The organism is Bacillus sp. 22446 (genome assembly GCF_052044955.1).
Taxonomy (GTDB): domain Bacteria; phylum Bacillota; class Bacilli; order Bacillales; family Bacillaceae; genus Bacillus; species Bacillus altitudinis.
In genome coordinates this window covers 651,020-677,273 of the sequence record NZ_JBQEOD010000001.1, presented here as the reverse complement: position 1 = coordinate 677,273, position 26,254 = coordinate 651,020, and the positions used below count along the sequence as shown (strand labels likewise).

The 26,254-nt window shown below is 42.4% G+C and carries 24 protein-coding genes and 1 riboswitch; of the genes, 22 read left to right on the top strand and 2 right to left on the bottom strand.

The window, feature by feature from the left end; all coding sequences use genetic code 11:
• The first annotated feature begins 132 nt into the window (after positions 1 to 132).
• The 15 genes from zapA to ACTJJD_RS03540 all read left to right on the top strand — a co-directional run bounded on the left by zapA (position 133) and on the right by ACTJJD_RS03540 (position 17,009).
• A complete protein-coding gene (gene zapA, locus ACTJJD_RS03610) occupies positions 133 to 390 on the top strand; it encodes a cell division protein ZapA (RefSeq protein ID WP_008345998.1) in 258 nt (85 codons plus the stop codon).
• A 7-nt stretch (positions 391 to 397) separates the two neighbouring features.
• Positions 398 to 931, top strand: coding sequence for a CvpA family protein (locus tag ACTJJD_RS03605; RefSeq protein WP_008345997.1), 534 nt, complete (start codon positions 398 to 400; stop codon positions 929 to 931).
• A gap of 114 nt (positions 932 to 1,045) precedes the next feature.
• Positions 1,046 to 2,758, top strand: a complete 1,713-nt coding sequence (polX, locus tag ACTJJD_RS03600; RefSeq protein ID WP_178930442.1) for a DNA polymerase/3'-5' exonuclease PolX — start codon at positions 1,046 to 1,048, stop codon at positions 2,756 to 2,758.
• Between the two features lie 21 nt (positions 2,759 to 2,779).
• A complete protein-coding gene (locus ACTJJD_RS03595) occupies positions 2,780 to 5,137 on the top strand; it encodes an endonuclease MutS2 (protein WP_440608136.1) in 2,358 nt (785 codons plus the stop codon).
• A 14-nt stretch (positions 5,138 to 5,151) separates the two neighbouring features.
• The gene (locus ACTJJD_RS03590) at positions 5,152 to 5,556 is read left to right on the top strand and encodes a DUF350 domain-containing protein (RefSeq protein WP_007501637.1); all 405 of its coding nucleotides are present in this window, start codon (positions 5,152 to 5,154) and stop codon (positions 5,554 to 5,556) included.
• Positions 5,557 to 5,718: 162 nt separating this feature from the next.
• On the top strand, positions 5,719 to 6,174 hold the full coding sequence (locus ACTJJD_RS03585; protein ID WP_440608112.1) for an Imm63 family immunity protein: 456 nt from the start codon (positions 5,719 to 5,721) through the stop codon (positions 6,172 to 6,174).
• A 100-nt stretch (positions 6,175 to 6,274) separates the two neighbouring features.
• Positions 6,275 to 7,984 (top strand): AMP-binding protein, encoded by a 1,710-nt coding sequence (locus ACTJJD_RS03580; protein WP_144610573.1) that lies wholly within the window; start codon positions 6,275 to 6,277, stop codon positions 7,982 to 7,984.
• Positions 7,985 to 8,158: 174 nt separating this feature from the next.
• A complete protein-coding gene (locus ACTJJD_RS03575) occupies positions 8,159 to 8,743 on the top strand; it encodes a TetR/AcrR family transcriptional regulator (RefSeq protein WP_017358246.1) in 585 nt (194 codons plus the stop codon).
• Between the two features lie 25 nt (positions 8,744 to 8,768).
• Complete coding sequence (locus ACTJJD_RS03570) at positions 8,769 to 9,548, top strand: enoyl-CoA hydratase (RefSeq protein ID WP_017358245.1); 780 nt, start codon at positions 8,769 to 8,771, stop codon at positions 9,546 to 9,548.
• Between the two features lie 31 nt (positions 9,549 to 9,579).
• A complete protein-coding gene (locus ACTJJD_RS03565) occupies positions 9,580 to 10,353 on the top strand; it encodes an electron transfer flavoprotein subunit beta/FixA family protein (RefSeq protein WP_017367815.1) in 774 nt (257 codons plus the stop codon).
• Between the two features lie 44 nt (positions 10,354 to 10,397).
• Positions 10,398 to 11,375 (top strand): electron transfer flavoprotein subunit alpha/FixB family protein, encoded by a 978-nt coding sequence (locus ACTJJD_RS03560; RefSeq protein ID WP_007501631.1) that lies wholly within the window; start codon positions 10,398 to 10,400, stop codon positions 11,373 to 11,375.
• Positions 11,376 to 11,450: 75 nt separating this feature from the next.
• Entirely contained in the window at positions 11,451 to 12,929 is a 1,479-nt protein-coding gene (locus ACTJJD_RS03555; protein ID WP_440608111.1) for an alpha-N-arabinofuranosidase, read from the top strand.
• Between the two features lie 246 nt (positions 12,930 to 13,175).
• Entirely contained in the window at positions 13,176 to 13,490 is a 315-nt protein-coding gene (gene trxA / locus ACTJJD_RS03550) for a thioredoxin (RefSeq protein WP_007501629.1), read from the top strand.
• Between the two features lie 140 nt (positions 13,491 to 13,630).
• The gene (gene uvrC, locus ACTJJD_RS03545) at positions 13,631 to 15,403 is read left to right on the top strand and encodes an excinuclease ABC subunit UvrC (protein ID WP_440608110.1); all 1,773 of its coding nucleotides are present in this window, start codon (positions 13,631 to 13,633) and stop codon (positions 15,401 to 15,403) included.
• 61 nt (positions 15,404 to 15,464) lie between these two features.
• Positions 15,465 to 15,642, top strand: a riboswitch (Lysine riboswitch).
• Between the two features lie 131 nt (positions 15,643 to 15,773).
• Entirely contained in the window at positions 15,774 to 17,009 is a 1,236-nt protein-coding gene (locus ACTJJD_RS03540; RefSeq protein ID WP_017367813.1) for an aspartate kinase, read from the top strand.
• Positions 17,010 to 17,177: 168 nt separating this feature from the next.
• Here ACTJJD_RS03540 and ACTJJD_RS03535 read toward each other — a convergent pair whose 3' ends face one another.
• Positions 17,178 to 17,621: a YslB family protein gene (locus ACTJJD_RS03535; RefSeq protein ID WP_202734304.1), complete on the bottom strand. Its 444-nt coding sequence runs from the start codon at positions 17,619 to 17,621 to the stop codon at positions 17,178 to 17,180.
• Positions 17,622 to 17,904: 283 nt separating this feature from the next.
• Between ACTJJD_RS03535 and ACTJJD_RS03530 the strand changes: the two genes are divergently transcribed.
• The 5 genes from ACTJJD_RS03530 (at position 17,905) to ACTJJD_RS03510 (ending at position 22,447) form a co-directional block, all read left to right on the top strand.
• Positions 17,905 to 18,513: a succinate dehydrogenase cytochrome b558 subunit gene (locus tag ACTJJD_RS03530; protein WP_007501622.1), complete on the top strand. Its 609-nt coding sequence runs from the start codon at positions 17,905 to 17,907 to the stop codon at positions 18,511 to 18,513.
• Positions 18,514 to 18,550: 37 nt separating this feature from the next.
• The gene (gene sdhA, locus ACTJJD_RS03525) at positions 18,551 to 20,311 is read left to right on the top strand and encodes a succinate dehydrogenase flavoprotein subunit (RefSeq protein WP_008345971.1); all 1,761 of its coding nucleotides are present in this window, start codon (positions 18,551 to 18,553) and stop codon (positions 20,309 to 20,311) included.
• Position 20,312: 1 nt separating this feature from the next.
• Positions 20,313 to 21,077 (top strand): succinate dehydrogenase iron-sulfur subunit, encoded by a 765-nt coding sequence (gene sdhB / locus ACTJJD_RS03520; protein WP_017358239.1) that lies wholly within the window; start codon positions 20,313 to 20,315, stop codon positions 21,075 to 21,077.
• 123 nt (positions 21,078 to 21,200) lie between these two features.
• Positions 21,201 to 21,659 carry an acyl-CoA thioesterase gene (locus ACTJJD_RS03515; RefSeq protein WP_007501614.1) on the top strand — a complete coding sequence of 153 codons (459 nt, stop codon included), beginning with the start codon at positions 21,201 to 21,203 and terminating at the stop codon, positions 21,657 to 21,659.
• Between the two features lie 71 nt (positions 21,660 to 21,730).
• Positions 21,731 to 22,447 (top strand): biotin--[acetyl-CoA-carboxylase] ligase, encoded by a 717-nt coding sequence (locus ACTJJD_RS03510; protein WP_076822506.1) that lies wholly within the window; start codon positions 21,731 to 21,733, stop codon positions 22,445 to 22,447.
• A 139-nt stretch (positions 22,448 to 22,586) separates the two neighbouring features.
• Here the strand turns inward: ACTJJD_RS03510 and ACTJJD_RS03505 are convergent, their stop codons facing one another.
• Positions 22,587 to 23,717: a 2-methylaconitate cis-trans isomerase PrpF family protein gene (locus ACTJJD_RS03505; RefSeq protein WP_058336561.1), complete on the bottom strand. Its 1,131-nt coding sequence runs from the start codon at positions 23,715 to 23,717 to the stop codon at positions 22,587 to 22,589.
• Between the two features lie 135 nt (positions 23,718 to 23,852).
• Here ACTJJD_RS03505 and ACTJJD_RS03500 point away from each other — a divergent pair, with 135 nt between their 5' ends.
• Together ACTJJD_RS03500 and ACTJJD_RS03495 are read left to right on the top strand one after the other, a co-directional pair.
• The gene (locus ACTJJD_RS03500; protein ID WP_007501609.1) at positions 23,853 to 24,713 is read left to right on the top strand and encodes a LysR family transcriptional regulator; all 861 of its coding nucleotides are present in this window, start codon (positions 23,853 to 23,855) and stop codon (positions 24,711 to 24,713) included.
• Between the two features lie 155 nt (positions 24,714 to 24,868).
• Positions 24,869 to 26,185 carry a CitMHS family transporter gene (locus tag ACTJJD_RS03495; RefSeq protein ID WP_025207747.1) on the top strand — a complete coding sequence of 439 codons (1,317 nt, stop codon included), beginning with the start codon at positions 24,869 to 24,871 and terminating at the stop codon, positions 26,183 to 26,185.
• The last annotated feature ends 69 nt before the right edge of the window (positions 26,186 to 26,254 follow it).

The following is a 26,254-nucleotide window of genomic DNA, read 5'->3' as shown; positions in this document are numbered from 1 at the left end:
TGGATAACTCCTTTTTACCTTGATATCATTGATTTCTAAAGTGTACCATAACAGGGAAGGGCTCGTCTTTCCATTCAATGTCTAAACATGTTATGATAGAGACTAGGATTCTCGTGGAATGGAGGAGAAACGTTGTCTGACGGCGGTAAAACGAAAACAACAGTTGAGATTTACGGACAGTCCTATACGATCATCGGTCAAGAAACGAAGATGCATATGCGACATGTTGCTTCAATTGTTGATGATAAAATGAGAGAAATCAATGAAAAAAATCCATACCTTGATATAAACAAATTAGCTGTACTGACAGCAGTCAATGTCGTCCACGACTACTTGAAATTAAAAGAGCAATACGAAAAACTAGAGCTTCATCTAAAAGAAAAGGAATGAAATTACCGTGATCGATATCATCATTTTGTTTTTGCTTCTTATGGGAACGCTTGTCGGTCTAAAACGCGGGTTTATTCTTCAATTTATTAAATTGATTAGCTTTGTTGTTTCTATTTTAGTGGCTTCTATGTTTTATCAGTCACTTGCACCACAGCTTACGTGGATCCCAGCACCTAATTTTAGCGGCGGTCAAGCGCAGCTTGCTTTCTTTAGTGGGAATCTAGAAACAGCTTATTATAATACCATTGCGTTTATCATTCTGTTTATCTTGACCAAAATCCTGCTCGCTATCATCGGCGGATTGCTCACAACCATTGCAAGTATCCCTGTGATTAAACAGGTCAACAAACTGCTTGGCGCTGTTTTAGGATTTCTTGAAACCTATCTATTTGTGTTTATTCTATTGTTTGTGGCTGCATTACTTCCAGTCGATGCGCTTCAAACCATGATGAGCAAATCAATGTTAGCAGATGTGATCGTAAATAGCACCCCTTACCTGTCCGGTCTTGTCAAAGACCTCTGGTCGACGTATGGAGTTTAAGAACTTCTCCTTTCTTGGAGAAGTTTTTTCTCATTCCATGACAGAAAGTTGTAGGATGAAGGGAAAGTTTGTATATTTATATAGGAAGATGCCAAAGCGGTTGGAGGATGAGAGATGAATAAAAAAGATATTATCAAACTTCTTGAAACAATTGCAGTCTATATGGAGCTAAAAGGAGATAATCCTTTTAAAATTTCTGCCTTTCGTAAAGCAGCTGCGGCACTAGAACAAGATGACCGCAGTCTTTCTCAAATAGATGACCTATTAGCATTACCCGGCATTGGAAAAGGAACCTTTGCTGTGATCACAGAGTATATCGAAAAAGGACAGTCTGAAACACTCGAACAATTAAAAAAAGAAGTGCCTGAAGGACTTGTCCCGCTCTTAAAATTGCAAGGACTCGGCGGGAAGAAGATTGCTAAGCTCTACCAAGAGCTTGGTGTTCACGATGCACAGTCTTTAAAAGAAGCATGTGAAGCGGAAAAAGTACAAACGCTTGCTGGGTTTGGCAAAAAAACAGAAGAAAAGATTCTTGCCGCTCTTGAGGAGGCAGGGAAGCAGCCAGAACGACTGCCAATTGGCTTTGCATTAGATGTGGCAGAACGAATTGATCATGCGCTGGAACAGATGGAGGGAATCATCCGCTTTTCAAGAGCGGGCAGTTTAAGACGTGCGCGTGAAACGGTCAAAGATTTAGATTACATCATTGCGACTGATAATCCTGAACAAGTGAGAGAACAGCTTGTTGCTCTTGATGATGTCAAAGATGTCATTGCGAGCGGTGATACGAAGGTATCTGTCATGCTTGCACTTGATTTTGAAATCAGTGTAGATTTCCGACTTGTGACAACAGACCAATTTGCAACAACGCTGCACCATTTCACTGGCTCAAAAGATCATAACATTCGTATGCGACAGCTTGCGAAGGAGCGCGGTGAGCGTATTAGTGAATATGGGGTTGAAACGATCGAAACTGGGGATGTGAAAACATTTGAAGACGAAAGCGCTTTTTATGCACATTTCCAACTTCCGCTCATTCCGCCAGAAATTCGTGAAACCGGAGCAGAGATTGATTCGTATAAAGAAAGTATGCAATTTGTAGACCGAAAAGATATCAAAGGCGACCTTCATATGCACTCGACATGGAGTGATGGCGCTTTTTCTATTCGCGAAATGGCAGAGGCATGTATCGCAAAAGGCTATGAATACATGGCGATCACAGACCACTCACAATATTTAAAAGTAGCAAACGGTTTAACAAAAGAACGTTTGCGTTTGCAAGCAAAAGAAATTGACAAGCTGAATCAAGAATTCGAGCATTTTCACATTTTCAAAGGGGTCGAAATGGATATTCTGCCGGATGGATCGTTAGATTATGATGATGACTTTCTAGCAGACATGGATTTTGTCATTGCGTCTATTCATTCTAGCTTCTCTCAGCCGGAGGAAGTCATTATGGAGCGCCTAGAAAATGCCTTGAATAATCAGCATGTGGATTTAATTGCCCATCCAACTGGCCGTTTGATCGGTAGACGAGACGGCTATGCCTTAAATATTGATCAGCTCATAGAGCTTGCGAAAAAAACGGGCACTGCACTGGAACTCAACAGCAACCCGTCAAGACTTGATTTAAAAACAGAGCATTTAATGAAAGCAAACGAAGCGGGTGTGAACATCATGATCAACACAGATGCACACAACATCGCCATGCTCGATCATATGGACGTCGGTGTCACAGCTGCAAGAAAAGGATGGACACCAAAAGCAAATGTCGTGAATACATTTTCACTCAATGAGATGAAAAAGTTTTTAACGCGTGACAGGTAGTCGTTAGGAGGCTGGACCATGCTGCAACAAAAAGTGTTAGCATCATTAGAATTTCATAAAGTAAAAGAAAAAGTCATGTCCTATACTGCTTCGGCTTTAGGGAAAGAAAAAGCGCAGGACTTAATTCCACTCACAGATATCGAGAGCATTCAGCATCTGCTAGAAGAGGTAGCAGAAGCGCAAGATGTGATTCGTTTAAAAGGATCTGCGCCATTTGGCGGGTTAACGGATATTAGACGAGGCGTCAAACGAGCAGAAATAGGCAGTATATTAAGCCCTTCTGAGCTGATGGAAATTGCGGCGCTGTTATATACCACAAAAAACATGAAGCACTTTCTCGCCTCTATGTATGAGGACGGAGTAGAGATACCCCGTCTTCATACATATGCAGAATCGCTGATTTTACTGCCAGACGTGAGAAAAGAAATCGAAAGCTGTATTGGTGATAATGGAGAAGTGCTTGATCACGCAACGCCAGCCCTCCGCACCATACGAACGCAGTTACGATCACTAGAATCAAAAGTACGAGATAAATTAGAATCAATGATTCGTTCACAATCTGCCTCGAAAATGCTGTCAGACACCATTGTGACCATTCGTAATGATCGGTTTGTCATTCCCGTAAAACAAGAGTACCGCTCGAATTATGGAGGGATTGTTCACGATCAATCTTCTTCAGGCGCAACTCTTTTTATTGAGCCGCAAGTGGTCGTAGATTTAAATAACACCTTGCAGCAAACTCGCCTAAAAGAAAAGCAAGAGATTGAAAAAATTTTGCAAATGCTGACAGCGAGTGTGTCAGAGCACATTGATGAATTGCTTCATAATGTGAATGAACTTCAGACATTAGATTTTATTTTCGCCAAAGCCAAATATGCAAAAGCAGAAAAAGCCACAAAACCTACTGTGAATAACCAAGGGGAGATTTATTTAAAACGGGCAAGACATCCCCTATTGCCCCGAGATCAGGTTGTGGCAAATGATATTGAGCTGGGCAAAGATTTTTCTACGATCGTCATCACAGGTCCAAATACAGGCGGTAAGACCGTCACTTTAAAAACACTCGGACTTCTTACGCTGATGACGCAGGCAGGTCTTCATATTCCAGTCGAAGAAGGATCAGAAGTGGCTGTATTCGATCAAGTCTTTGCTGATATTGGAGACGAGCAGTCTATTGAACAGAGCTTGAGTACATTCTCATCTCATATGGTCAATATTGTGGATATCTTAAAGCATTTGACGTCTAATTCACTCGTGTTATTTGATGAATTAGGTGCGGGGACAGATCCTGCTGAAGGTGCAGCACTTGCGATGAGCATCTTAGATGAAGTTCATCAAACAAATGCGCGCGTCATCGCAACGACTCACTATCCTGAGCTGAAGGCATACGGGTATAACCGAGAAGGCGTCACAAATGCGAGTGTAGAGTTTGATATTGAAACCTTATCCCCTACATATCGCTTGCTCATCGGGGTGCCGGGACGAAGTAATGCATTTGAAATTTCCAAGCGTCTAGGGTTGCCTCATCATTTAATTGATCGTGCAAAAGCAGATATGCACGCAGAACATAATGAAGTCGATCAGATGATTGCTTCATTAGAAGACAGCAAAAAACAAGCAGAAGAAGAACTGCATGAGACGGAATTCTATAGAAAAGAAGCAGAGAAGCTCCATAAAGAACTGCAAAAACAAATCCTTGAATGGAATGAACAAAAGGACAAACTGCTGGAAGAAGCCGAACAAAAAGCGGCAGAAAAAATTGAACAAGCAACAAAAGAAGCAGAAGAGATTATTCAAGAGCTTCGGTCCATTAAAAGTGAGCATCGTTCATTCAAAGAACATGAACTCATTGATGCGAGAAAGCGTCTTGAAGAAGCTGTCCCTGAGTTTGACCGTAAGAAAAAACCAGAGCCGGTGAAAAAAGTAGCAAGACAGCTAAAGCCAGGCGATGAAGTCAAAGTGCTGACGTTTGGCCAAAAAGGAACGCTCATCGAACAAACGGGTAACAAAGAATGGAGTGTCCAAATGGGCATTCTAAAAATGAAAGTAAAAGAAAAAGATATGGAATTTATCAAATCAGCACCGGAATTTAAGCAAGAGAAAGCCATCACGGCGGTCAAAGGAAAAGACTATCATGTATCACTTGAGCTTGATTTAAGAGGAGAGCGTTATGAGAATGCCTTAAGCAGAGTCGAGAAATACTTAGATGATGCCGTCTTAGCTGGCTATCCGCGTGTGTCGATCATTCACGGTAAAGGCACTGGCGCCTTGAGAAAAGGGGTCCAGGAATTATTAAAACAGCACCGTAGTGTAAAAAATGCTCGTTTTGGAGAACAAGGCGAGGGAGGATCAGGCGTCACCATCGTCGAATTAAAGTAAAAAGGAGAAAACGCATGAAAGCCTTTTGGGAAAATGAACTTGTGGAAATTGCCGCCTATTACAGCGTGGCCGTCCTATGTCTTGTCTTATTTCTTACCATATTTGAACTCGTGACCTCCTATAAAAACTGGGAAGAGATTCAGCGGGGGAACTTAGCTGTTGCTATGGCAACCGGCGGGAAGATTTTTGGGATTGCTAATGTCTTTCAGCATTCCATCGCCCAGCACAACTCGCTTCTTCAAATGGTCGGATGGGGCGTATACGGCTTTGTGATGCTGCTCGTCAGCTATTTCATTTTTGAATTTTTAACACCACGATTTAAAGTAGACAAAGAGATTGAGAATGATAATAGAGCGGTCGGGTTTATTTCACTCATTATTTCTGTTGGGCTGTCTTATGTAGTAGCAGCCGGCATTTAAGGAGACGACATGGAAAAACTAGCCAAAGTATTAATTGTAGTTGCCTGCACTTTTGCGATTATTGGTGCCGTTTACATGTTCCTGTAAAATGAAGAATACATTCTAGAAAGCTGTCAGGGAAAACCTTGACAGCTTTTCACTCATCAAAGGCGGCGAATCAGAATGAATCAAATCTTGCAAAAAGACGAACTCATAAAGCGCATTGACAGTTGTCTCAAAAAGACATCTCTTCCCCAAGATATATATGAACCGTATATTGCACGTCCTTTTCAAACGACTGGTTTTTTTGATGATTTGAGCCCCTATATTGAAATTGATCCAGCCGGCTATATTCTTATTCAATATGAACGAGGGGTTAAAGTGCTTCATAAAAGAACAAAAGAGGCGGATGAAGTCGTTTATTGGATTTTAGAAGACACCATCTTTCTAACTGTGTATCTAGACATGATGAGACAATATCAAGTGGACAACATCCATACACATTTACCTAATGACCCTAGTATCCATAAACAGATTGTGGAGAGAGTCCATGAGTCATTTCGTGCGATCGGTGGATTATACGAAAAGTGGCATCATGAAGGGAAAAGAGCCTCTATAGAAACACCGGCGAAAAAATGAAGATGTGTCATGGAACGAGCTCGATTTGAAAAAAGCAAACAGCCATAAGGAAAAGTTTGCTATAATAAAATAGTACGAAAGTTCAGGAAGGAGGGTTTTTATGCAGTCAGATAAACGTTGGCTTCTGCATTACCCGAATCAAATTCCCCACGAACTCACCATCCCAAATGAAACGTTGCAATCTTACTTATTCAGCTCCGCAGAGGCAGCACCTGAGCATACAGCCATTCATTTTTTAGGAAAAAACATCACCTACCAGCAGTTACAAGAAGATGCACTGAAATTAGCGAGTCACTTGATTGACATCGGTGTCAAAAAAGGCGACAGAGTAGCGATTATGCTGCCAAATTGCCCGCAATCGGTGATTTCTTATTATGCGGTTTTAATAGCAGGCGGCATTGTCGTTCAAACCAATCCGCTTTATACGGAGAAAGAACTGGAATATCAAATGGAGGACAGCGGCTCTAAGGTGCTGATCACTCTCGATCTACTGTATCCAAAGGCCTATAAAATGAAAGCGCTGACAAGTATGGAACATTTGATCATCACAAAATTACAAGATTACTTGCCATTTCCGAAAAACATATTGTTTCCGATTGTCCAGCGAAGGAAAAACAACATGGTCATCCAAGTGGAGAAGAGTGAGACCATTCATCATTTCTCACAGATCATGAAAGAATCGTCAGGAGAACGGATTCCGCAAATATCCTTTCAACCGAAAGAGGATGTCGCAGTTTTGCAATATACAGGCGGAACGACCGGTTTACCAAAAGGGGTCATGCTCACACACGAAAATATAGTAGCCAATACAGAAATGTGTACATCCTGGATGTATAAAACGAACCGTGGAAAAGAGCGGATTCTTGGGATCATTCCGTTTTTTCATGTATACGGCATGACGACCGTGCTAAACCTTGCAGTCAAAGAAGGTCATCAAATGATTCTTCTTCCGCGTTTTGATGCAGCGGATGCCTTGAAGACCATTGAAAAACAGAAACCGACGCTGTTCCCAGGAGCACCAACGATGTATATTGCCCTGCTTCATCATCCGAATATTGAAAAGTATGACCTATCATCCATCACCGCATGCTTAAGCGGATCGGCCGCTCTTCCTGTTGAAGTCAAACAGAGTTTTGAAAAACTAACAGGAGGAAGGCTTGTAGAAGGGTATGGACTTTCAGAAACTTCTCCTGTCACTCATGCCAATTTCTTATGGGGAGCGAACAAAATAGGAAGTATCGGGTGCCCTTGGCCGAATACAGATGCCGGTATTTATTGTGAAGAAACGGGTGGACTCAAAGCGCCATATGAGCACGGAGAGATTATCGTCAAAGGTCCTCAAATCATGAAAGGATACTGGAATCAGCCGGAGGAGACTGCGGCAGTGTTAAGAGACGGCTGGTTTTTCACAGGAGACATTGGGTATATGGATGAGGATGGTTTTTTCTATATCGTAGACCGGAAAAAGGATGTCATCATCGCGAGCGGCTATAATATTTACCCAAGAGAGGTTGAAGAAGCCCTTTATGAGCATGAACTTGTACAAGAAGTGGTTGTGGCGGGTATTCCAGATCCGTATAGAGGGGAAACAGTAAAAGCCTTTGTTGTCCCGAAAAAGGATGCCTATGTAACAGAGGATGAACTGGATCGTTTTGTAAGAACAAGAATTGCCTCATTTAAAGTGCCGCGTGTCTACGAATTTAAGGAATCACTGCCTAAAACGGCTGTAGGGAAAATCTTGCGCAGAGTGTTAATTGAAGAAGAAAAAAGAAAGCAATCATCTTCAACAGAAGAACCAGTCGATCAATGAGAGAATGAACCAGCATCATCCGGTCAAGCGGCCGGATGATTTGAATTGTAGGTGTCTGCTCTGGTATGCTAAAGGTTGAAAAGAAAGAAGAACATCACTTGACAAATCACTCGTTTCTTTTTAACATAAAGTTATGAATGAATGCTCATTCAATTCAGAAAGGGACGAAGCACATTGAAGCAGAAAAGACCGAAGTACATGCAAATTATTGATGCAGCCGTTGTGGTGATTGCAGAGAACGGCTACCATCAATCACAAGTTTCAAAGATTGCCAAACAAGCAGGGGTAGCAGACGGAACCATTTATCTCTATTTCAAAAACAAAGAGGACATTTTGATCTCGTTGTTCAAAGAAAAAATGGGACAATTCATCGAACGGATGGAAACAGATATTCAAAAGAAACCGTCTGCCAAAGAAAAGCTTCTTCTCCTCATTCGAGAACACTTTCGCCTGCTATCGCAAGACCATCATTTGGCCCTTGTGACACAGCTTGAACTCAGGCAGTCAAACCTTGAACTGCGCCAAAAAATCAATGAGGTGCTGAAAGGGTATTTAAATATGCTAGACTCCATTTTAACCGAAGGAAAGAAGACAGGAGAATTTAGACAAAATCTAGATGTCCGCTTAGCGAGACAAATGGTATTTGGGACGATTGATGAAACCGCTACAACATGGGTCATGAATGATCAAAAGTATGACCTGCCTGCACTCGCAGAAAGTGTACATGATCTTCTCTTAAACGGAATACATCAATCTTAAAGACAATTGAAAAAGGATGATTGACATGGAAAAAATACTTAGCTTACACCAAGACGAACAGACAGCACTCATCACGATTCAACACCCGCCTGCAAATGCCTTATCCTCTCAGCTTCTCACTGAACTCAACGACATGTTTGATCAGCTTGAACAAAACAGTGAAGTGAGAGCTATTGTCATTCATGGAGAAGGTAGATTTTTCTCAGCAGGTGCTGATATTAAAGAATTTACGACCTTGCAGGAAGAATCTGATTATGCCAGCCTTGCAGACAGAGGACAGCAAGTGTTTGAACGAATTGAACAATGTCCAAAACCGGTGATTGCTTCCATTCACGGGGCAGCATTAGGCGGCGGGCTTGAGCTGGCGATGTCGTGTGATATTCGAATCGCAACAAAAGATGCAAAACTGGGACTGCCGGAATTAAATCTCGGTATTATCCCAGGATTCGGCGGAACGCAGCGCCTGCCTCGCTACGTTGGATCAGCTAAAGCACTTGAAATGATGGGAACAGCTGAGCCGATTACAGGAGAAGAAGCATTTGCCTGCGGACTTGTTTCAAAACTTGCGGAAACAGAGGAAGAAGCGCTGGAAACAGCCAAAACATTGGCGGCGAAATTTGCAGCGAAAAGCCCTAAAACGCTTGAGTATGTGCTTGAGTTATTGAATGCGACAAAAGTGTACTCATATGATGGCGGAATGAAGCTGGAAGCCAAAAAGTTTGCTGAGGTGTTCCAGTCGAATGATGCCAAAGAAGGCATCCAGGCTTTTATCGAAAAGCGCAAACCGAATTTTAAAGGGGAATAAGGGATTAGTACGACACAAGGGGGAGAAATGAATGAATATTTTTGTTTTAATGAAGCGTACGTTTGACACGGAAGAGAAAATCTCTATTCAGTCTGGTGCTATTCAAGAAGATGGGGCAGAGTTCATTATTAATCCTTATGATGAGTACGCAATTGAAGAAGCGATTCAGCTTCGGGATGAGCACGGGGGAGAAGTAACGGTCGTGACAGTTGGCAATGAAGATGCGGAGAAACAGCTTAGAACAGCACTTGCAATGGGCTGTGATCAAGCCGTTTTATTAAATGTTGAAGATGATTTGGAGGAGTGGGATCAGTTTTCCGCTTCTACGATTCTATATCACTATCTCAAGGATAAAGAAGCTTCCTTGATCTTAGCAGGGAATGTAGCGATTGACGGCGGGTCTGGACAGGTGGCCCCGCGTCTTGCTGAATTACTCGGTTTTCCGTATGTCACAACCATTACAAGTATTCAAATCGACGGCGGCTCAGCTTCAATTGAGCGAGATGCAGAGGGTGATGTGGAAGTGATTTCTGCCGAGCTCCCGCTAGTGGTCACCGCGCAGCAAGGTCTCAATGAGCCTCGTTATCCATCGTTACCAGGCATCATGAAGGCAAAGAAAAAGCCTTTAGAAGAATTAGAATTAGACGATCTAGATCTAGATGAAGACGATGTGCCATTTAAAATCAAAACAATCGAACGTTTCTTACCGGAGAAAAAAGAGGGTGGCAAGGTGCTGAGCGGCGAGCTTCAGGATCAGGTCAAGGAACTGACAGACCTGCTAAGAAATGAAGCAAAAGTCATCTAAACATCCACTTTACGATATCACGAGAACAAGGGGGAGCTTATAGGATGAGTAAAAAAGTTGTTGTACTTGGAGAAAGTCGTGACGGTAAATTAAGAAATGTGACATTTGAAGCGATTGCTGCCGCTCACGAGGTGGCTGATGGCGGTGAAGTGATTGGCGTTTTAATAGGGGATCACGTCAAAGACCAAGCGGATGAACTGCTTTATTATGGAGCGGATCATGTGATGATCGTCGAGCACCCGCATCTTTCTTATTATACGTCTGATGGTTTTGCGCAGGCGCTTCAAGCAATATTAGATCAAGTCAATCCTGATGCAGTGCTCTTCGGTCATACATCGATCGGAAAAGACTTGTCACCCAAAATAGCTGCACGCCTGCAAACTGGCTTAATTTCAGATGCAATAGATGTAAGCGTTACCGGTGAACATCTTGTTTTCACTAGACCGATTTATTCAGGAAAAGCCTTTGAAAAAGTCATTTCAACAGATCGTCTGCTTTTGGCTACTATCCGTCCAAACAACGTGGCACCGCTGGAGCGTGATGCGTCACGCAGCGGAGAAGTGACGCCAGTTTCTGTCGATATTCAAAACCTAAGAACGATCGTGAAGGAAGTCATAAAAAAAACATCAGAAGGTGTAGATTTATCTGAAGCGAAGGTCATTGTCGCAGGAGGCAGGGGGGTCAAGAGCAAAGAAGGTTTTGAACCGCTGAAAGAACTTGCCCAAACGCTTGGTGCAGCAGTCGGTGCCTCGCGTGGTGCATGTGACGCTGACTACTGCGATTATGCCCTGCAAATTGGTCAAACCGGTAAAGTCGTCACACCTGACCTTTACATTGCTTGCGGGATTTCAGGAGCTATTCAGCATTTAGCCGGTATGTCCAACAGTAAAGTCATTGTTGCGATCAACAAAGACCCAGAAGCTGAAATCTTCAAAATCGCTGATTACGGAATAGTTGGTGACTTATTCGAAGTCGTTCCGCTTTTAAATGAAGAGTTAAAAAACATGAATATCCATTCTTAACGCTCATACACTCAGAATGCCTAGGTATTCTGGGTTTTTTTGTATGTTATCACGAAACAAAGGAGCGGTTTATAAGTGAATGGGACAGTAAAAGTCAATGAAGTGATTGGACGCATTTCTAAACACATCTATGGACACTTTCAAGAGCATTTAGGAAGAGGAATTTATGACGGCATTTGGGTAGGGAAAGATTCAGAGATTGATCATGTTGAAGGGATTCGTACTGATGTGCTAAAGGCCCTTCAAGCCTTACATATCCCGGTGCTGAGGTGGCCGGGCGGCTGTTTTGCAGACGAGTATCATTGGGCAAACGGCGTCGGTGATCTGAGTGAACGAAAGCCGATGGTGAATACTCATTGGGGTGGCACCGTTGAATCAAATGCGTTTGGTACACATGAATTTATGAGACTGTGTGAATTACTTGAATGTGAGCCTTATATTTGTGGAAACGTTGGAAGCGGCTCTGTGCAAGAATTAGCAGAATGGATTGAATATATCACATTTCCTAAGGGGACACCTATGTCGGATTGGCGCATTCAAAATGGAAAACAAGAACCGTGGGAGCTGACGTATGTTGGTGTAGGCAATGAAAGCTGGGGATGTGGTGGAAATATGACACCAGAGTATTATGCAGACTTATATAAACGCTACCAAACGTATGTGAGAGAATTTGCTGGTCAGCGCATTTACAAAATCGCATGCGGTGCGAATTCAAATGATGTGAATTGGACAAAAGTATTAATGGAGCGTGCAGCGCCTTGGATGGATGGGCTCAGTTTGCATTACTATACGGTCCCAGGAACATGGGAGAAAAAAGGGTCTGCGACCGATTTTGATGAGGATGAGTGGTTTACAACGCTGAAAAAGGCGTCTGAAATGGAGCGGCTTGTTGTAGATCACGGAGAGATCATGGATCGTTATGACCCAGACAAGCGAATCGGGATGATTATTGATGAATGGGGGACATGGTATGATCCAGAACCGGGGACAAATCCAGGGTTTTTGTATCAGCAAAACACATTAAGAGATGCTCTAGTCTGTGCCTTGCATTTTCATATTTTTCATCGCCATTGCCAGCGGATTCATATGGCGAATATTGCCCAGACCGTCAATGTGCTGCAAGCGATGGTGTTAACGCAGGACGAAAAGATGCTCCTGACACCTACCTATCATGTATTTCACATGTTTCAAGTGCATCAAGAAGAAGAAGCGCTTGAAGTAGAATTGAATGCGCCTTCGTATGAACGCCGGGGTGAAAAAATCCCTCAAGTCAGTATGTCAGCCTCGCGGTCATCTGACAAGATGCATATTAGTTTCTGTCATGTGAATCCCCATGAAAAAGCAGACGTATCTCTTGCGATAGAGGGAATCGATGCAAAAACGAAGGTCACTGGCCGTGTGCTGACTGCTGATCGGATGAATGCACACAACACGTTCGATAATCCTCATTCTGTTCAGCCTGCGGACTTTCGACAATTTGCTGTTAAGCACGGCGAGCTGACTATTGATCTGCCGCCTATGTCGGTTGTCATGTTGACCGTCGATCTGGCTTGATCGCATATTTCAATGTTTGATGAGAAGAATGTTGGGGCATCATACATTGTAAATGAAGCGGAAAGGGAGTTATGTCATATGCTTAGAACCATTCTGATGATCATTGGTGCGATTGTTGTTATTGGTGCGATTATACGGTTTGTTTTTTAATTCATTTCATAAAAAATGATTCGTAAGCATTTCATTCGCAAGTCACATTGGTAGATGCTATACTAAAAAGCATAATTTACATTGGAGGAATGAATAATGGCAATCGTAAAAGCTACTGACGCAACATTTTCACAAGAAACTGCAGAAGGTGTTGTTCTTGCAGATTTTTGGGCACCTTGGTGCGGACCTTGTAAAATGATTGCTCCAGTTCTTGAAGAACTTGATCAAGAAATGGGCGATAAAATGAAAATTGTAAAAATTGATGTGGATGATAACCAAGAAACTGCTGGTAAATATGGCGTTATGAGTATCCCAACACTTCTTGTTTTAAAAGACGGTGAAGTCGTCGAAACGTCTGTTGGTTTCAAACCAAAAGAAGCACTAGCTGAGCTTGTAAACAAACATCTATAAACCGATCTATGCCCGCGTGGCATGATCTCAAAAAGCGGTTCTCGTATAGTCGAGAGCCGCTTTTCTTTCATCGTGGTATAAAACAAATGTTCGTGATACACTAGAAGGAGTGAACGAGGAAAACAAGGACGGATGAAAATATGAACAAATTGATCAAAGAAAAGCTGTCAGTCTTACCTGATCAACCAGGCTGTTACTTAATGAAAGATAGACAAAATACGATCATTTATGTGGGAAAGGCAAAGGTATTAAAAAATAGGGTCCGCTCTTATTTTACAGGATCTCATGATGCCAAAACGCAGCGGCTTGTCAGTGAAATCGAAGACTTTGAATACATTGTCACCTCTTCAAATATTGAGGCACTTATTTTAGAACTGAATTTAATTAAAAAATATGATCCAAAATATAATGTCATGCTCAAGGATGACAAAACGTATCCTTTTATAAAAATTACGAATGAACGTCATCCTAAGCTGCTCGTCACCCGCAATGTAAAAAAGGACAAAGGAAAATATTTCGGTCCATATCCAAACGTACAAGCAGCAAGAGAAACGAAAAAGCTGCTCGACCGCTTATATCCACTGAGAAAATGCGCCACCCTTCCTGACCGCGTCTGTCTTTATTATCATCTTGGACAATGTCTTGCTCCGTGTGTGTATGACATTTCTGAAGAAACGAATAAACAGCTCGTCGATGAAATCACAAGATTTCTAAACGGAGGTCATCAGCAAATCAAGAAAGAATTAACAGAGAAGATGCAAGAAGCGGCCGAACAATTAGAGTTTGAGCGGGCAAAAGAGCTGAGAGATCAAATCGCATACATTGACTCAACGATGGAAAAGCAAAAGATGACGATGAGTGACTTATCTGATCGTGATGTGTTTGCCTATGCTTATGATAAGGGCTGGATGTGTGTCCAAGTCTTCTTCATCAGACAGGGGAAATTAATCGAACGTGATGTCAGCCTATTTCCGATGTATCAAGACCCTGAGGAAGAATTTCTCACGTTTATGGGGCAGTTTTATGAAAAAAACAACCACTTTTTGCCGAAGGAAATTTTGGTGCCAGACAGCGTCGATCAAGAGATGATTGAGCAATTGCTTGAAACGAATGTTCATCAACCGAAAAAAGGAAAGAAGAAGGATTTGCTTTTACTTGCCCACCAAAACGCCAAAATTGCTCTCAAAGAAAAGTTTTCGCTTATAGAGCGTGATGAAGAACGGACGATTGGTGCAGTGAAGCAGCTTGGAGATGCACTTAATATTTATATGCCATACCGGATTGAGGCATTTGATAACTCCAATATTCAAGGAGCAGACCCCGTATCCGCTATGGTTGTCTTCCAAGACGGGAAGCCGTATAAAAAAGAATACCGAAAATACAAAATTAAAACCGTTGAGGGACCCGATGATTATGCTTCCATGCGTGAAGTCATTAGAAGGCGGTATACCCGGGTGTTAAAGGATGAACTGCCGCTTCCTGACTTGATTTTAATCGACGGAGGAAAAGGACAAATCAACGCAGCCATAGATGTGCTCGAAAATGAATTAAATCTGTCTGTTCCTGTGGCAGGTCTAGTGAAAGATGAAAAACACAGGACATCGAATCTGATGATGGGTGATACGCTTGAAATTGTTGCGCTCGAACGAAATAGTCAGGCCTTTTATTTATTGCAGCGTATTCAAGATGAAGTGCACCGATTTGCGATTAGTTTTCACCGGCAGCTGCGCGGGAAGAATGCATTCCAGTCTATTCTAGACGATGTCCCAGGTATCGGGGAAAAGCGCAAAAAGCAGTTACTTAAACATTTTGGCTCTGTGAAAAAGATGAAAGAAGCCTCTATCCAGGATTTTCAGGACGCTGGTATTCCGAAACAAACGGCTGAACTTTTAATGGAGGCATTAAAAAAATAGATTGTACTTTTTCCAAAAGTCTGTTAAGATGTGACTAATTTAATAAATGAACGTGTTGTTTGTTGAAGATAGAGGTGCGAACTTCAAGAGTAAGCCTTCAGAGATCGAGGGGATCTAGGAAGAGGGCTGAAAGGGGAGCGTCGCCGAAGTGAATAAAATCCACTCATTTTATTCGCTGGCTGTACATTGAAGAAATGTAGGGCTGTCAAGAATGTATTTCTTGGAGGGCTATCTCATTGTTTGCATCGTTTGATGATGATTTTAAAGCAATGGGAGATTTGTTCTCTCATTGCTTTTTTATTTGCAGTGCAGAGAGCAGTCTCCGCAGCCTCTTCTCTCACACGTGATCTTTTGAAAAAGGGTGGTAGACATGGGACTAATTGTACAAAAATTCGGTGGAACATCTGTTGGATCGACAGAAAAAATTCGCAATGCCGCAGAGAGAGTCATCGCTGAACGCGAGGCAGGAAATGATGTGGTCGTGGTTGTGTCTGCGATGGGCAAATCAACGGATGTTTTAGTAGATTTAGCGAAAGAACTCACAGACGAACCAAGCAAAAGAGAAATGGATATGCTGCTCACGACTGGAGAACAAGTGACCATTTCGTTACTGGCCATGGCACTGCAAGCAAAAGGCTATGATGCCATTTCCTTTACAGGCTGGCAAGCTGGGATGAAGACAGAGAAGGTGCACGGAAATGCAAGAATCGTGGACATCGATGAAGTAAGAATCAAAGAAGAACTGAGTGCGGGAAAAGTCGTCGTTGTAGCAGGTTTCCAAGGAATTGCGGATGATCTACATATTACAACACTTGGGCGTGGTGGATCAGATACGACAGCAGTGGCACTAGCTGCGGCACTCAAAGCGGACAAATGTGATATTTATACGGACGTACCAGGTGTGTTTACAACAGATCCTCGTTATGTGCCGTCTGCGCGAAAACTTGCAGGAATTTCATACGATGAAATGCTTGAGTTAGCCAATTTAGGAGCAGGTGTGCTGCATCCGAGAGCGGTCGAATTTGCGAAAAATTATCAAATCCCGCTAGAAGTCCGTTCTAGTATTGAAAATGAATCGGGTACGTTAATTGAGGAGGAATCATCCATGGAACAAAATTTAGTTGTAAGAGGCATTGCATTTGAAGATCAGATGACACGCGTGACGGTATGCGGCCTTTCAAGCGGTTTAACAACGCTATCGACGATTTTTACGACACTTGCAAAGCAAAATATCAATGTTGATATCATCATTCAGTCTGTCACAAGCACCAATCAAACGTCGATCTCTTTCTCTGTGAAAACGGATGATTTGTCTAAAACAGTTGAAGTATTAGAAGAATATAAAGGAGCGCTTGGCTATGAGCAGATCGAGACAGAAAGCAAATTAGCCAAAGTATCCATCGTGGGTTCTGGTATGGTTTCAAACCCAGGCGTTGCGGCTGAAATGTTCGCTGTGTTAGCTCAAAAAGACATTCAAGTGAAAATGGTCAGTACGTCTGAGATCAAAGTCTCAACAGTCGTTGATCGTGAAGATATGGTGAAAGCTGTAGAAGCCCTTCATGATGCGTTTGAATTATCAAAGGTGAGCGCAGCAGCTCATTCTTAAATCTTCAAAAGAGGTGTATCCCATGAAAAGATACACCTCTTTTTTATATTGGAAATCATCAGCATATGAAGAAAGGAAAACGTGCGTAAACCGGTACGCCAACTGTGCTATGATAGAAGGGCATATAAAAAAGGCGTGACACGAAGTCCTCGCCTTTCAGAAGCAGTGTTAGCTAGGGTCTCTTAAATCCCATTTAACGGTCAAAATGACTTTATCAGCACGCTTTTTTACTTGTTCATAGGATTCAGCCACGTGCTCATTGAGCAGCTGAATCTGTTCAGCGATAAAACCTGCTTCCATTTGAAAGCATGGCTCCTTTTGATAGCTGAGTCGATTCGATACAAGTGAACCTTCGAGCTCAAACTCAATTTCCTGTTTTTTCGAATGGACCATCGTGAGAGTTCCCCATCCGGCATCATGGAAAAATTCGGGGATCTTCTCCCATGACTCTTGAGGAAATTTACGAGCAAGCAGCTTACCCGCAAAATACATCATAGATGAATGATCCTGACCAAGAATGTCAGGCAGCAGAACTTCGCGTATCAGCTCGTAGGCAAATCCATTGACTTCAATTTCTTTTAGCTGTTCTAAGTTAGATTCGAATTTATTCATTGTATGGCTCCCCTCTTTCAACAATTTATTATAGCTTATGTGGGCATATGATGACAGAGTTTTCCCTGAAGTCTAAGAAATTCTTATTGTAGTAAAACGAATTTTGATTTAAAACTTTTAAATTTCGGAAAATTTTAATTTATGTACGCGGTTTCTTGACGCTTTTTTGACATAGGAGTAAAATGAAATTGTCAATAAATTTGAATAAAGTGCTTACAATTGAAAGAAGCGGGGGTAAGACAATTTTCAAGCAATTGCACTTTTTTTACTAGGGGGTAAAGTAATGTCGGGGAACAAAGAATTTTTTTATCGGAGATTGCATTCTTTGCTTGGCGTCATTCCGGTCGGTCTATTTTTAGTACAGCACTTAGTGATTAACCACTTTGCGACGAATGGACCAGAGGCGTTTAACAAAGCTGCACACTTTATGGAACAGCTTCCATTCAGATATGCACTTGAGCTGTTCGTGATTTTCTTACCACTGATCTATCATGCTGTTTATGGGGTGTACATAGCCTTTACGGCACAAAACAACACGTCTCGCTTCAGTTACTTAAGAAACTGGTTGTTCAGACTGCAACGGATTACAGGTATCATCACATTGATTTTTGTCACTTGGCACGTATGGGAAACACGCATTCAAGCGCAGCTTGGTGCTGAAGTAAACTATGACATGATGGCGAATATTTTAAGCTCTCCATTTATGCTAGGTTTCTATATTGTCGGCGTTTTATCTACTATTTTCCACTTTGCTAATGGCTTGTGGTCATTTGCTGTCAGCTGGGGAATTACAGTTTCACCACGCTCACAAAGAATCTCCACATATGTGACATTAGGTATATTTATAGCGCTTTCATATGTAGGGCTAAGAGCAATTTTCGCTTTTGTTTAAGAGGAAATAGATTAGTAGAAGAGGGAGAGGGGCTACAATGAGTAATTCTAGCATCATCGTTGTCGGAGGCGGCTTAGCTGGTCTCATGGCAACTATCAAAGCAGCAGAAGCGGGAACAGCTGTTAAACTATTTTCAATCGTACCTGTAAAACGTTCGCATTCTGTTTGTGCACAGGGCGGAATTAACGGAGCGGTCAATACAAAAGGTGAAGGAGATTCACCTTATGAGCATTTTGATGACACGGTATATGGCGGAGACTTTTTAGCTAACCAGCCGCCAGTAAAGGCAATGTGTGAAGCAGCGCCGTCCATTATCCACTTACTTGATCGTATGGGTGTAATGTTTAACAGAACACCAGAAGGATTACTGGACTTCCGCCGTTTCGGGGGAACACAGCACCACCGTACAGCATTTGCTGGTGCGACAACAGGTCAGCAGTTATTATACGCACTAGATGAGCAGGTTCGCCGCTATGAAGTAGCGGGGCTTGTGACGAAATATGAAGGCTGGGAATTCCTTGGCGCTGTCTTAGATGACGAAGAAGTATGCCGAGGCATTGTCGCACAGAACTTGACGACAATGGAAATCGAATCCTTCCGTTCAGATGCTGTCATCATGGCAACAGGCGGCCCTGGTATCGTATTCGGTAAATCAACGAACTCCATGATTAATACCGGATCAGCTGCATCGATCGTTTATCAGCAAGGTGCTCATTATGCTAATGGAGAATTCATTCAAATTCACCCAACAGCGATCCCAGGAGATGACAAGCTGCGTCTCATGAGTGAATCAGCTCGTGGTGAAGGTGGACGTGTTTGGACATATAAAGACGGAAAACCTTGGTACTTCCTTGAAGAAAAGTACCCAGCATACGGGAACCTTGTACCGCGTGACATTGCAACGCGTGAAATTTTCGACGTATGTGTGGAGCAAAAGCTTGGCATCAACGGAGAGAACATGGTGTATCTAGACCTTTCTCACAAAGATCCAAAAGAGCTTGATATTAAGCTTGGTGGAATCATTGAAATCTATGAAAAATTCATGGGTGATGACCCGCGTAAGCTTCCGATGAAAATTTTCCCGGCTGTTCATTATTCAATGGGCGGATTATGGGTTGATTATGATCAAATGACGAATATCAAAGGCTTGTTTGCTGCAGGAGAATGTGATTACTCTATGCACGGCGGAAACAGACTTGGTGCAAACTCATTGCTTTCTGCGATTTACGGCGGAATGGTTGCTGGACCAAATGCTGTGAAATACATTAGCGGTCTTGAAAAGTCTGCAGAAGATTTATCATCTGCAACATTCGACAGTGCCGTGAAGAAAGAGCAGGAGAAATGGGACAACATCCTTAGCATGGATGGCACAGAAAATGCATATGTGCTTCATAAAGAGCTTGGAGAATGGATGACGGACAACGTGACAGTGGTTCGTTACAACGAGAAGCTCTTAAAAACAGATCAGAAGATTGAAGAATTAATGGAGCGCTATAAGCATATTAACATCAACGATACAGCTTCATGGAGCAACCAAGGCGCTGCCTTCACGCGTCAGCTTGACAACATGCTTCAGCTGGCACGCGTCATTACGATTGGGGCTTACAACCGGAATGAAAGCCGAGGCGCACACTATAAACCGGAATTCCCAGAAAGAAACGATGAAGAATTCCTAAAAACAACGATGGCTACGTTCAAAGGGAAAAACCAAAAACCTGCATTCCACTATGAGGACGTCGATGTATCGTTAATTGCACCTCGTAAACGAGATTACTCGAAGAAAAAGGTGGAGAAATAAGATGAGTGAAAAAAACACGATTCAATTTATTATCACACGTCAAGATACAGCAGATGGCAAGCCTTATGATGAGGAATTCGAAATCCCTTACCGTCCGAATATGAACGTCATTTCTGCACTCATGGAAATCAGACGTAACCCGGTCAATAAAAAAGGTGAAAAAACAACGGCGATCAACTGGGACATGAACTGCCTTGAAGAAGTATGCGGCGCTTGTTCCATGGTCATTAATGGAAAGCCTCGCCAGTCTTGTACAGCACTGATCGATCAGTTAGATCAGCCGATCCGTCTTCAGCCGATGAAAACGTTCCCGGTTGTGAGAGACTTGCAGGTTGATCGAAGCCGTATGTTCAATTCATTGAAAAAAGTCAAAGCATGGGTGCCGATCGATGGCACATATGATCTTGGACCTGGACCAAGAATGCCTGAGAAAAAGCGTCAATGGGCGTATGAGCTTTCGAAGTGTATGACATGTGGTGTCTGCCTTGAAGCTTGTCCAAACGTGAATGATAAGTCTTCCTTTATGGGCCCTGCACCGCTTTCACAAGTTCGTCTATTTAACGCACATCCGACAGGTGCAATGAATAAGTCTGACCGTTTAGAAGAAATTATGGGTGATGGCGGTCTTGCAAACTGCGGGAACTCTCAAAACTGTGTGCAGGCTTGTCCGAAAGGAATCCCGCTCACAACATCAATTGCAGCACTTAACCGAGATACAACATTACAAGCTTTCCGTAATTTCTTCGGAAGCGATCACGCAGAATAACATCACATTCAGTCCTCCTTGCCAATCATGATGAGTGTTTACAAGAGGCTGGATGCAAAAACATAACAAACGCCTCTTCCAATACGGGAGAGGCGTTTTGTTTGCGAATAAGGAGTGGATCAAATGAGGCTGCCGTCATATATTGAAGAACCGTTTGAAGAGTGGAGGGCATCGTTTCGATTTTATGTGGAAACAACCGTCCGTTTTTCAGAAACGGATATGTTTGGTCACATGAACAATGTCACCCCGTTTGTGTATTTTGAAGAGGCGCGGATTGCCTTCTTTCAAAAAACGGGAATTGTAGATAAACGAATGAAGCGAGCGAGAGAGACGATTACGGTCGTGGCAAACCTTCAATGTGATTACATCAAGCAAGTGGAAATCGGTGAGAGGCTGCGTGTGTATGTAAAGCCAGAAAAGGTTGGATCAAGCTCTCTCATCCTTCATTATTTAGGAGAAAATGAACAGCAAGAACCGTGTTTTACAGGCTCAGTCACGATGGTGCAAATAAGTAAAGACACCGGTGCCCCTGTACCGTTTACAGAAGAGGAAAAAGAGACTTTTCAGGCCCAGCGACATTAAAGAATCACGGTCACATGTTTCATTTTGTTATAATAAAAAGATCATATGAAGATGAAACAAAAGGAGAGCACATGAAGATTTTTCAATACGACACCATTGATAGTACAAATAATGAAGCGAAAAGGCTCATTCAGCAAGGAGAAATCCCTTCATTTGCTGTATATGCCCGGCAGCAGACAGCAGGGAGAGGCAGGCTTGGCAGACCGTGGGAAACGCCTACAGGAAATGTGGCTGTCACGATGACAGTAAAACCGCCAGTAGATATCTCCACCCAATCAACGATTGCCCCGCTGACGGCACTCGCGATTTATGATGTACTCAAACCACTCATGAGAGCAGAGGATCAGCTGGCGATCAAATGGCCAAATGATCTATTGATTAATGAAGCGAAAGTATCTGGCACATTAATTGAAGCAGACCGTAGCGCCATTTACATCGGTGTGGGCATCAATGTAGAGACAAAGCCCGAGCACGTTCCGTATAAAACCGTTTGCCTATCAGAACTGACTGAGGTGAAAGCCGACCAGCTAGTGAAAGATTTGGCAGATGCCTTTGAAAAATACCATGCACGCTGGCAAATGGAAGGATTTGCAGCCCTCACTGCCCTTTATAACAAACGATTATATCGGCTAAATCAACCGCTTCGTATTTCATTAGATCGTGAAAAGCAAACATGGCAGGAAGGGATTTGCTGTGGTGTGAACCGATATGGTCATATTCAGTTAAAAGATGATCAAGGACATATAAAAGCCCATTCAGCAGGAGATATTGATGCACCGCCCAAGTAGACAATTTCTCGTTCGATGAGTGTAGAAAACCGTTGCATTCGATGTTAGAACGGATTGCTTTAAGATCTTCACACTGAAAAAAAGACAAAGAGCTAAAATCAGTTCATTTTAGCTCTTTGTCGACAAGATGACGTCTCATTTATGCTTCTTTTTTTATTTGAGGTTGAACCATGTAGTCTTTTTTTGTAAAGACCACTCCATCTAGGATTTCTCTTGCGGTTCGAATAACTTTGACTCTGTTTTCAGAGATGTCAATTTCAGTTTGCATAATACCAGCAGGATGCCCAATACGGAGGGTGTCATCTTTTCCTTGAAACAGCTGAGCTGGAAGCGTTTGATCCATGAAACAGCTGGCTGACACACAGACAGATCCGGTAATGGCAAGTGCTTGGTGCGGTCTTTGCATCGATAGCATCCGAACGATGATGTCCATATCTGCTGCTCTTCTCAATATTCCATTTGTATCTACATAATCAGCAGGCTCGCTAATAATTGCAAGCTTAGGAACAGCTGGAGACTGTAATGTGGCCAGTTCTTTTGGTGCGAAGTGACACATTTCAGCAGCGATGGAACGAATCTCTTCTAAATCATCCAGCAATTCGTCTGTAAACTCCTCAGGCAATTCAGTTCCTTTTAATTGAATATCTTTGGCACGGACAAAGGCGATTGGATTTGCAATGTCAACGATTGAGATCGGAATCTCTCCAAACTTTGTCTGGATCGTATCCATTTTGTTTCCAGTCGGAAAGGTTTTACCTGTGACAGCGCCTTCAGGTTTCTCAAAGGATAAATAAATGGGAGAACCTGTTCCTTTCACTCCTGGAATTTCTGCCTGTCCTTCAAATTTTACTTCTCCGTTCTCGACTTCTACCTCTGCCACAATGATTTTATTCGTGTTGGTATTCAGAATACGTACTGTTGTGACAGGCTCAACTGCTTGGACAAGTCCTTTAATGATGGCATACGGTCCAACTGCTGATGAGATATTCCCACAGTTTCCTTTAAAGTCAACAAATCTTTCATTGATGCTGACTTGTGCAAACGTATAGTTCACATCCACATCTGGACGAGTGGCTTTATCGATAATGGCCACCTTACTTGTTAAAGAATTACCGCCCCCGATTCCATCAACTTGCAGCCGGTCAGGGCTGCCCATAATGTCTAATAGAAATGCTTCGAGCTCATCGTGTTCGTAAGGTGCATCATTTGCTTGAATGAAGACCCCTTTGCTTGTACCGCCTCGCATGATTGTGATTGGAACTTTTCTCATTGCTCTCACCCTCAATTGTTTAGTTACTATTTATCTAATCAAAATGGTAAAGTATAATAAGAAATAAGTTAAATACATTATTTTAAGAGAAACCGATAAAATATTTTTATAACAAAGTCAAAAGGAGGGCACACAATGGATGAGAAAGATTGGCGGTTTTTAAAGGTGCTATATGAAGAGAAGAACATCACAAAAGCGGCAGAAAAATTATTTGTATCGCAGCCTGCCTTAAGTTATCGATTGAAACAGCTTGAAGAGGAATTTGACATGAAGCTTTTCTTTAAAAGAAAAAGAGGCATTGAATTTACATCAGAGGGCGAATACTTGGCTAAATACGCAAATGACATGCTCAAGCAGCTCCAGCAAACGAAAGATGGCATGCTCAATATGCAAAAAAAGGTCAAAGGAACGATCAGGTTAGGGGTGTCGAGTAACTTTGCTCAATATAAACTGCCGGAAATTTTAAGAGAGTTTTCTAAGCAGTATCCACATGTTCAATTTATGGTGAACACAGGGTGGAGCACAAAAGTCATGGATTTATTAGGTACATCAAGTGTACATTTAGGGATTTTAAGAGGAGATTACGACTGGAATGGAGAGCGATTCTTGCTTGATAAAGAACGCCTTTGTATCATTTCAAAATCAGAAATACAGCTAAAGGACCTTCCGAAGCTGCCGCTCATTGACTATCACACGGATAGTTCATTAAAACGATTGATTAACAGATGGTGGCAGGAGACGTTCACGATGCCTCCGCTTGTGACAATGGAGACAGACAGGCAAGATACATCAAAAGAGATGGTGAAGCATGGTTTAGGTTATGCCATTGTCCCGGAAATTTGCCTCAGACCAAGTGATGAGCTATTTGTAAAAGGTCTTTCGTATAAAGATGGACAGCCTGTTTTAAGAGATACATGGCTCATGTACCAGCCGGATTCCCTTCATTTGTCTGTTGTGAAAGCATTCATTGAGTTTTTAAGAAGTCAGCAAGGCTAATTATAAAAAAAATTTATTGAATAGACGAAAAAATCGATATTTTCATTATAAAAAAAGCTATTATATCCTTGAAATAGAAAGCGCTAACATTTCGGGCCGCAAGTGCAAAAGGGGCGCTTGTGGATCGTGTAAAAAAGAGGATGGAGGGATATGAAGTGCTAGCTATTTTAGGGATCTTGATGGTCGTGACTTTTACATTTCTTATTATGACAAAACGTATGCATCCGGTGGTGGCTCTAACCGTTGTGCCAATCATCTTTGCATTAATCGGTGGATTTTACAGCGGATTAGGGGACATGATGCTTGATGGACTCAAGACCGTTGCACCATCTGCTGCTTTATTGTTATTTGCCATCTTATTCTTCGGTGTCATGCTGGATGCTGGATTGTTTGACCCATTGATTAAACTGATTTTACGTCTTGTGAAAGGCGATCCGGTGAAAATTGCTTTTGGGGTAGCGATTTTGTCTATGCTTGTTGCATTAGATGGTGATGGGACCACAACGTACATGATTACCGTATCAGCTATGCTGCCACTTTTCTTAAGAATTGGGATGAACCCACTGATTTTAGGGACGATTTCATTATTATCACTAGGCATTATGAGTGGAATGACGCCTTGGGGCGGTCCAGCCACTCGGGCGATTGCTGCACTTGGTTTAGATGCAGCGGAATTCTTCATTCCATTACTCCCGACGATGATAGGGGGCGGTCTTTTTATCCTTTTTACAGCGTATGTTCTTGGAAAAAAAGAACGGAAGCGCATTGGGGTTGCCGAGATTCAGTATAAAGAAGAGGTCTCGATCTCTCCTGAATTGGCGGCATCAATTGAAGATGGCGTTGCAGATATGAAGAGACCAAACCTGATTTGGGTCAACTTCTTCCTGACGATTGCTGTCATGGTGACACTTGTATTGGATATCGTACCGATTCCTGTACTCTTTCTCATTGGCTTTGTCATTGCGCTTATGATCAACTATCCAAAAGTGGAAGATCAGCGTGAGCGGATTTTATCGCATGCAGGAAATGCCTTAACGGTCATTACCCTTGTGTTTGCAGCAGGAATTTTCACAGGCATTTTTTCGGGAACAAAAATGGTGGAGTCCATTGCTCACTTGGTCATTTACATGATTCCGGATTCATACAGCTCATTTTTTCCACTCATTGTCGCTTTGACGAGTATGCCATTTACATTTGTTCTTTCAAATGATGCGTATTATTTCGGGGTGCTGCCAATCTTAGCTGAAGCCGGCGCAGCTTACGGAATTGATCCAGTAGAAATTGCGCGCGCCTCTATTATCGGACAGCCTGTCCATTTACTGAGTCCGCTTGTGGCTTCCACATTACTACTTGTGAGTATGCTGAATAAAGATATCGGTGATTTGCAAAAGTACGCACTGTTATGGACCGTACTCACAGCCCTGTTTACAACACTTATTGCTCTTTTAACAGGAGCCATTTCGATATTTTAAAAGCTTGTTTGATCAAGGACGATGTCTCTATAGGGGACTCGTCCTTTTTTGTGCGGTTTGAAGGGGAGG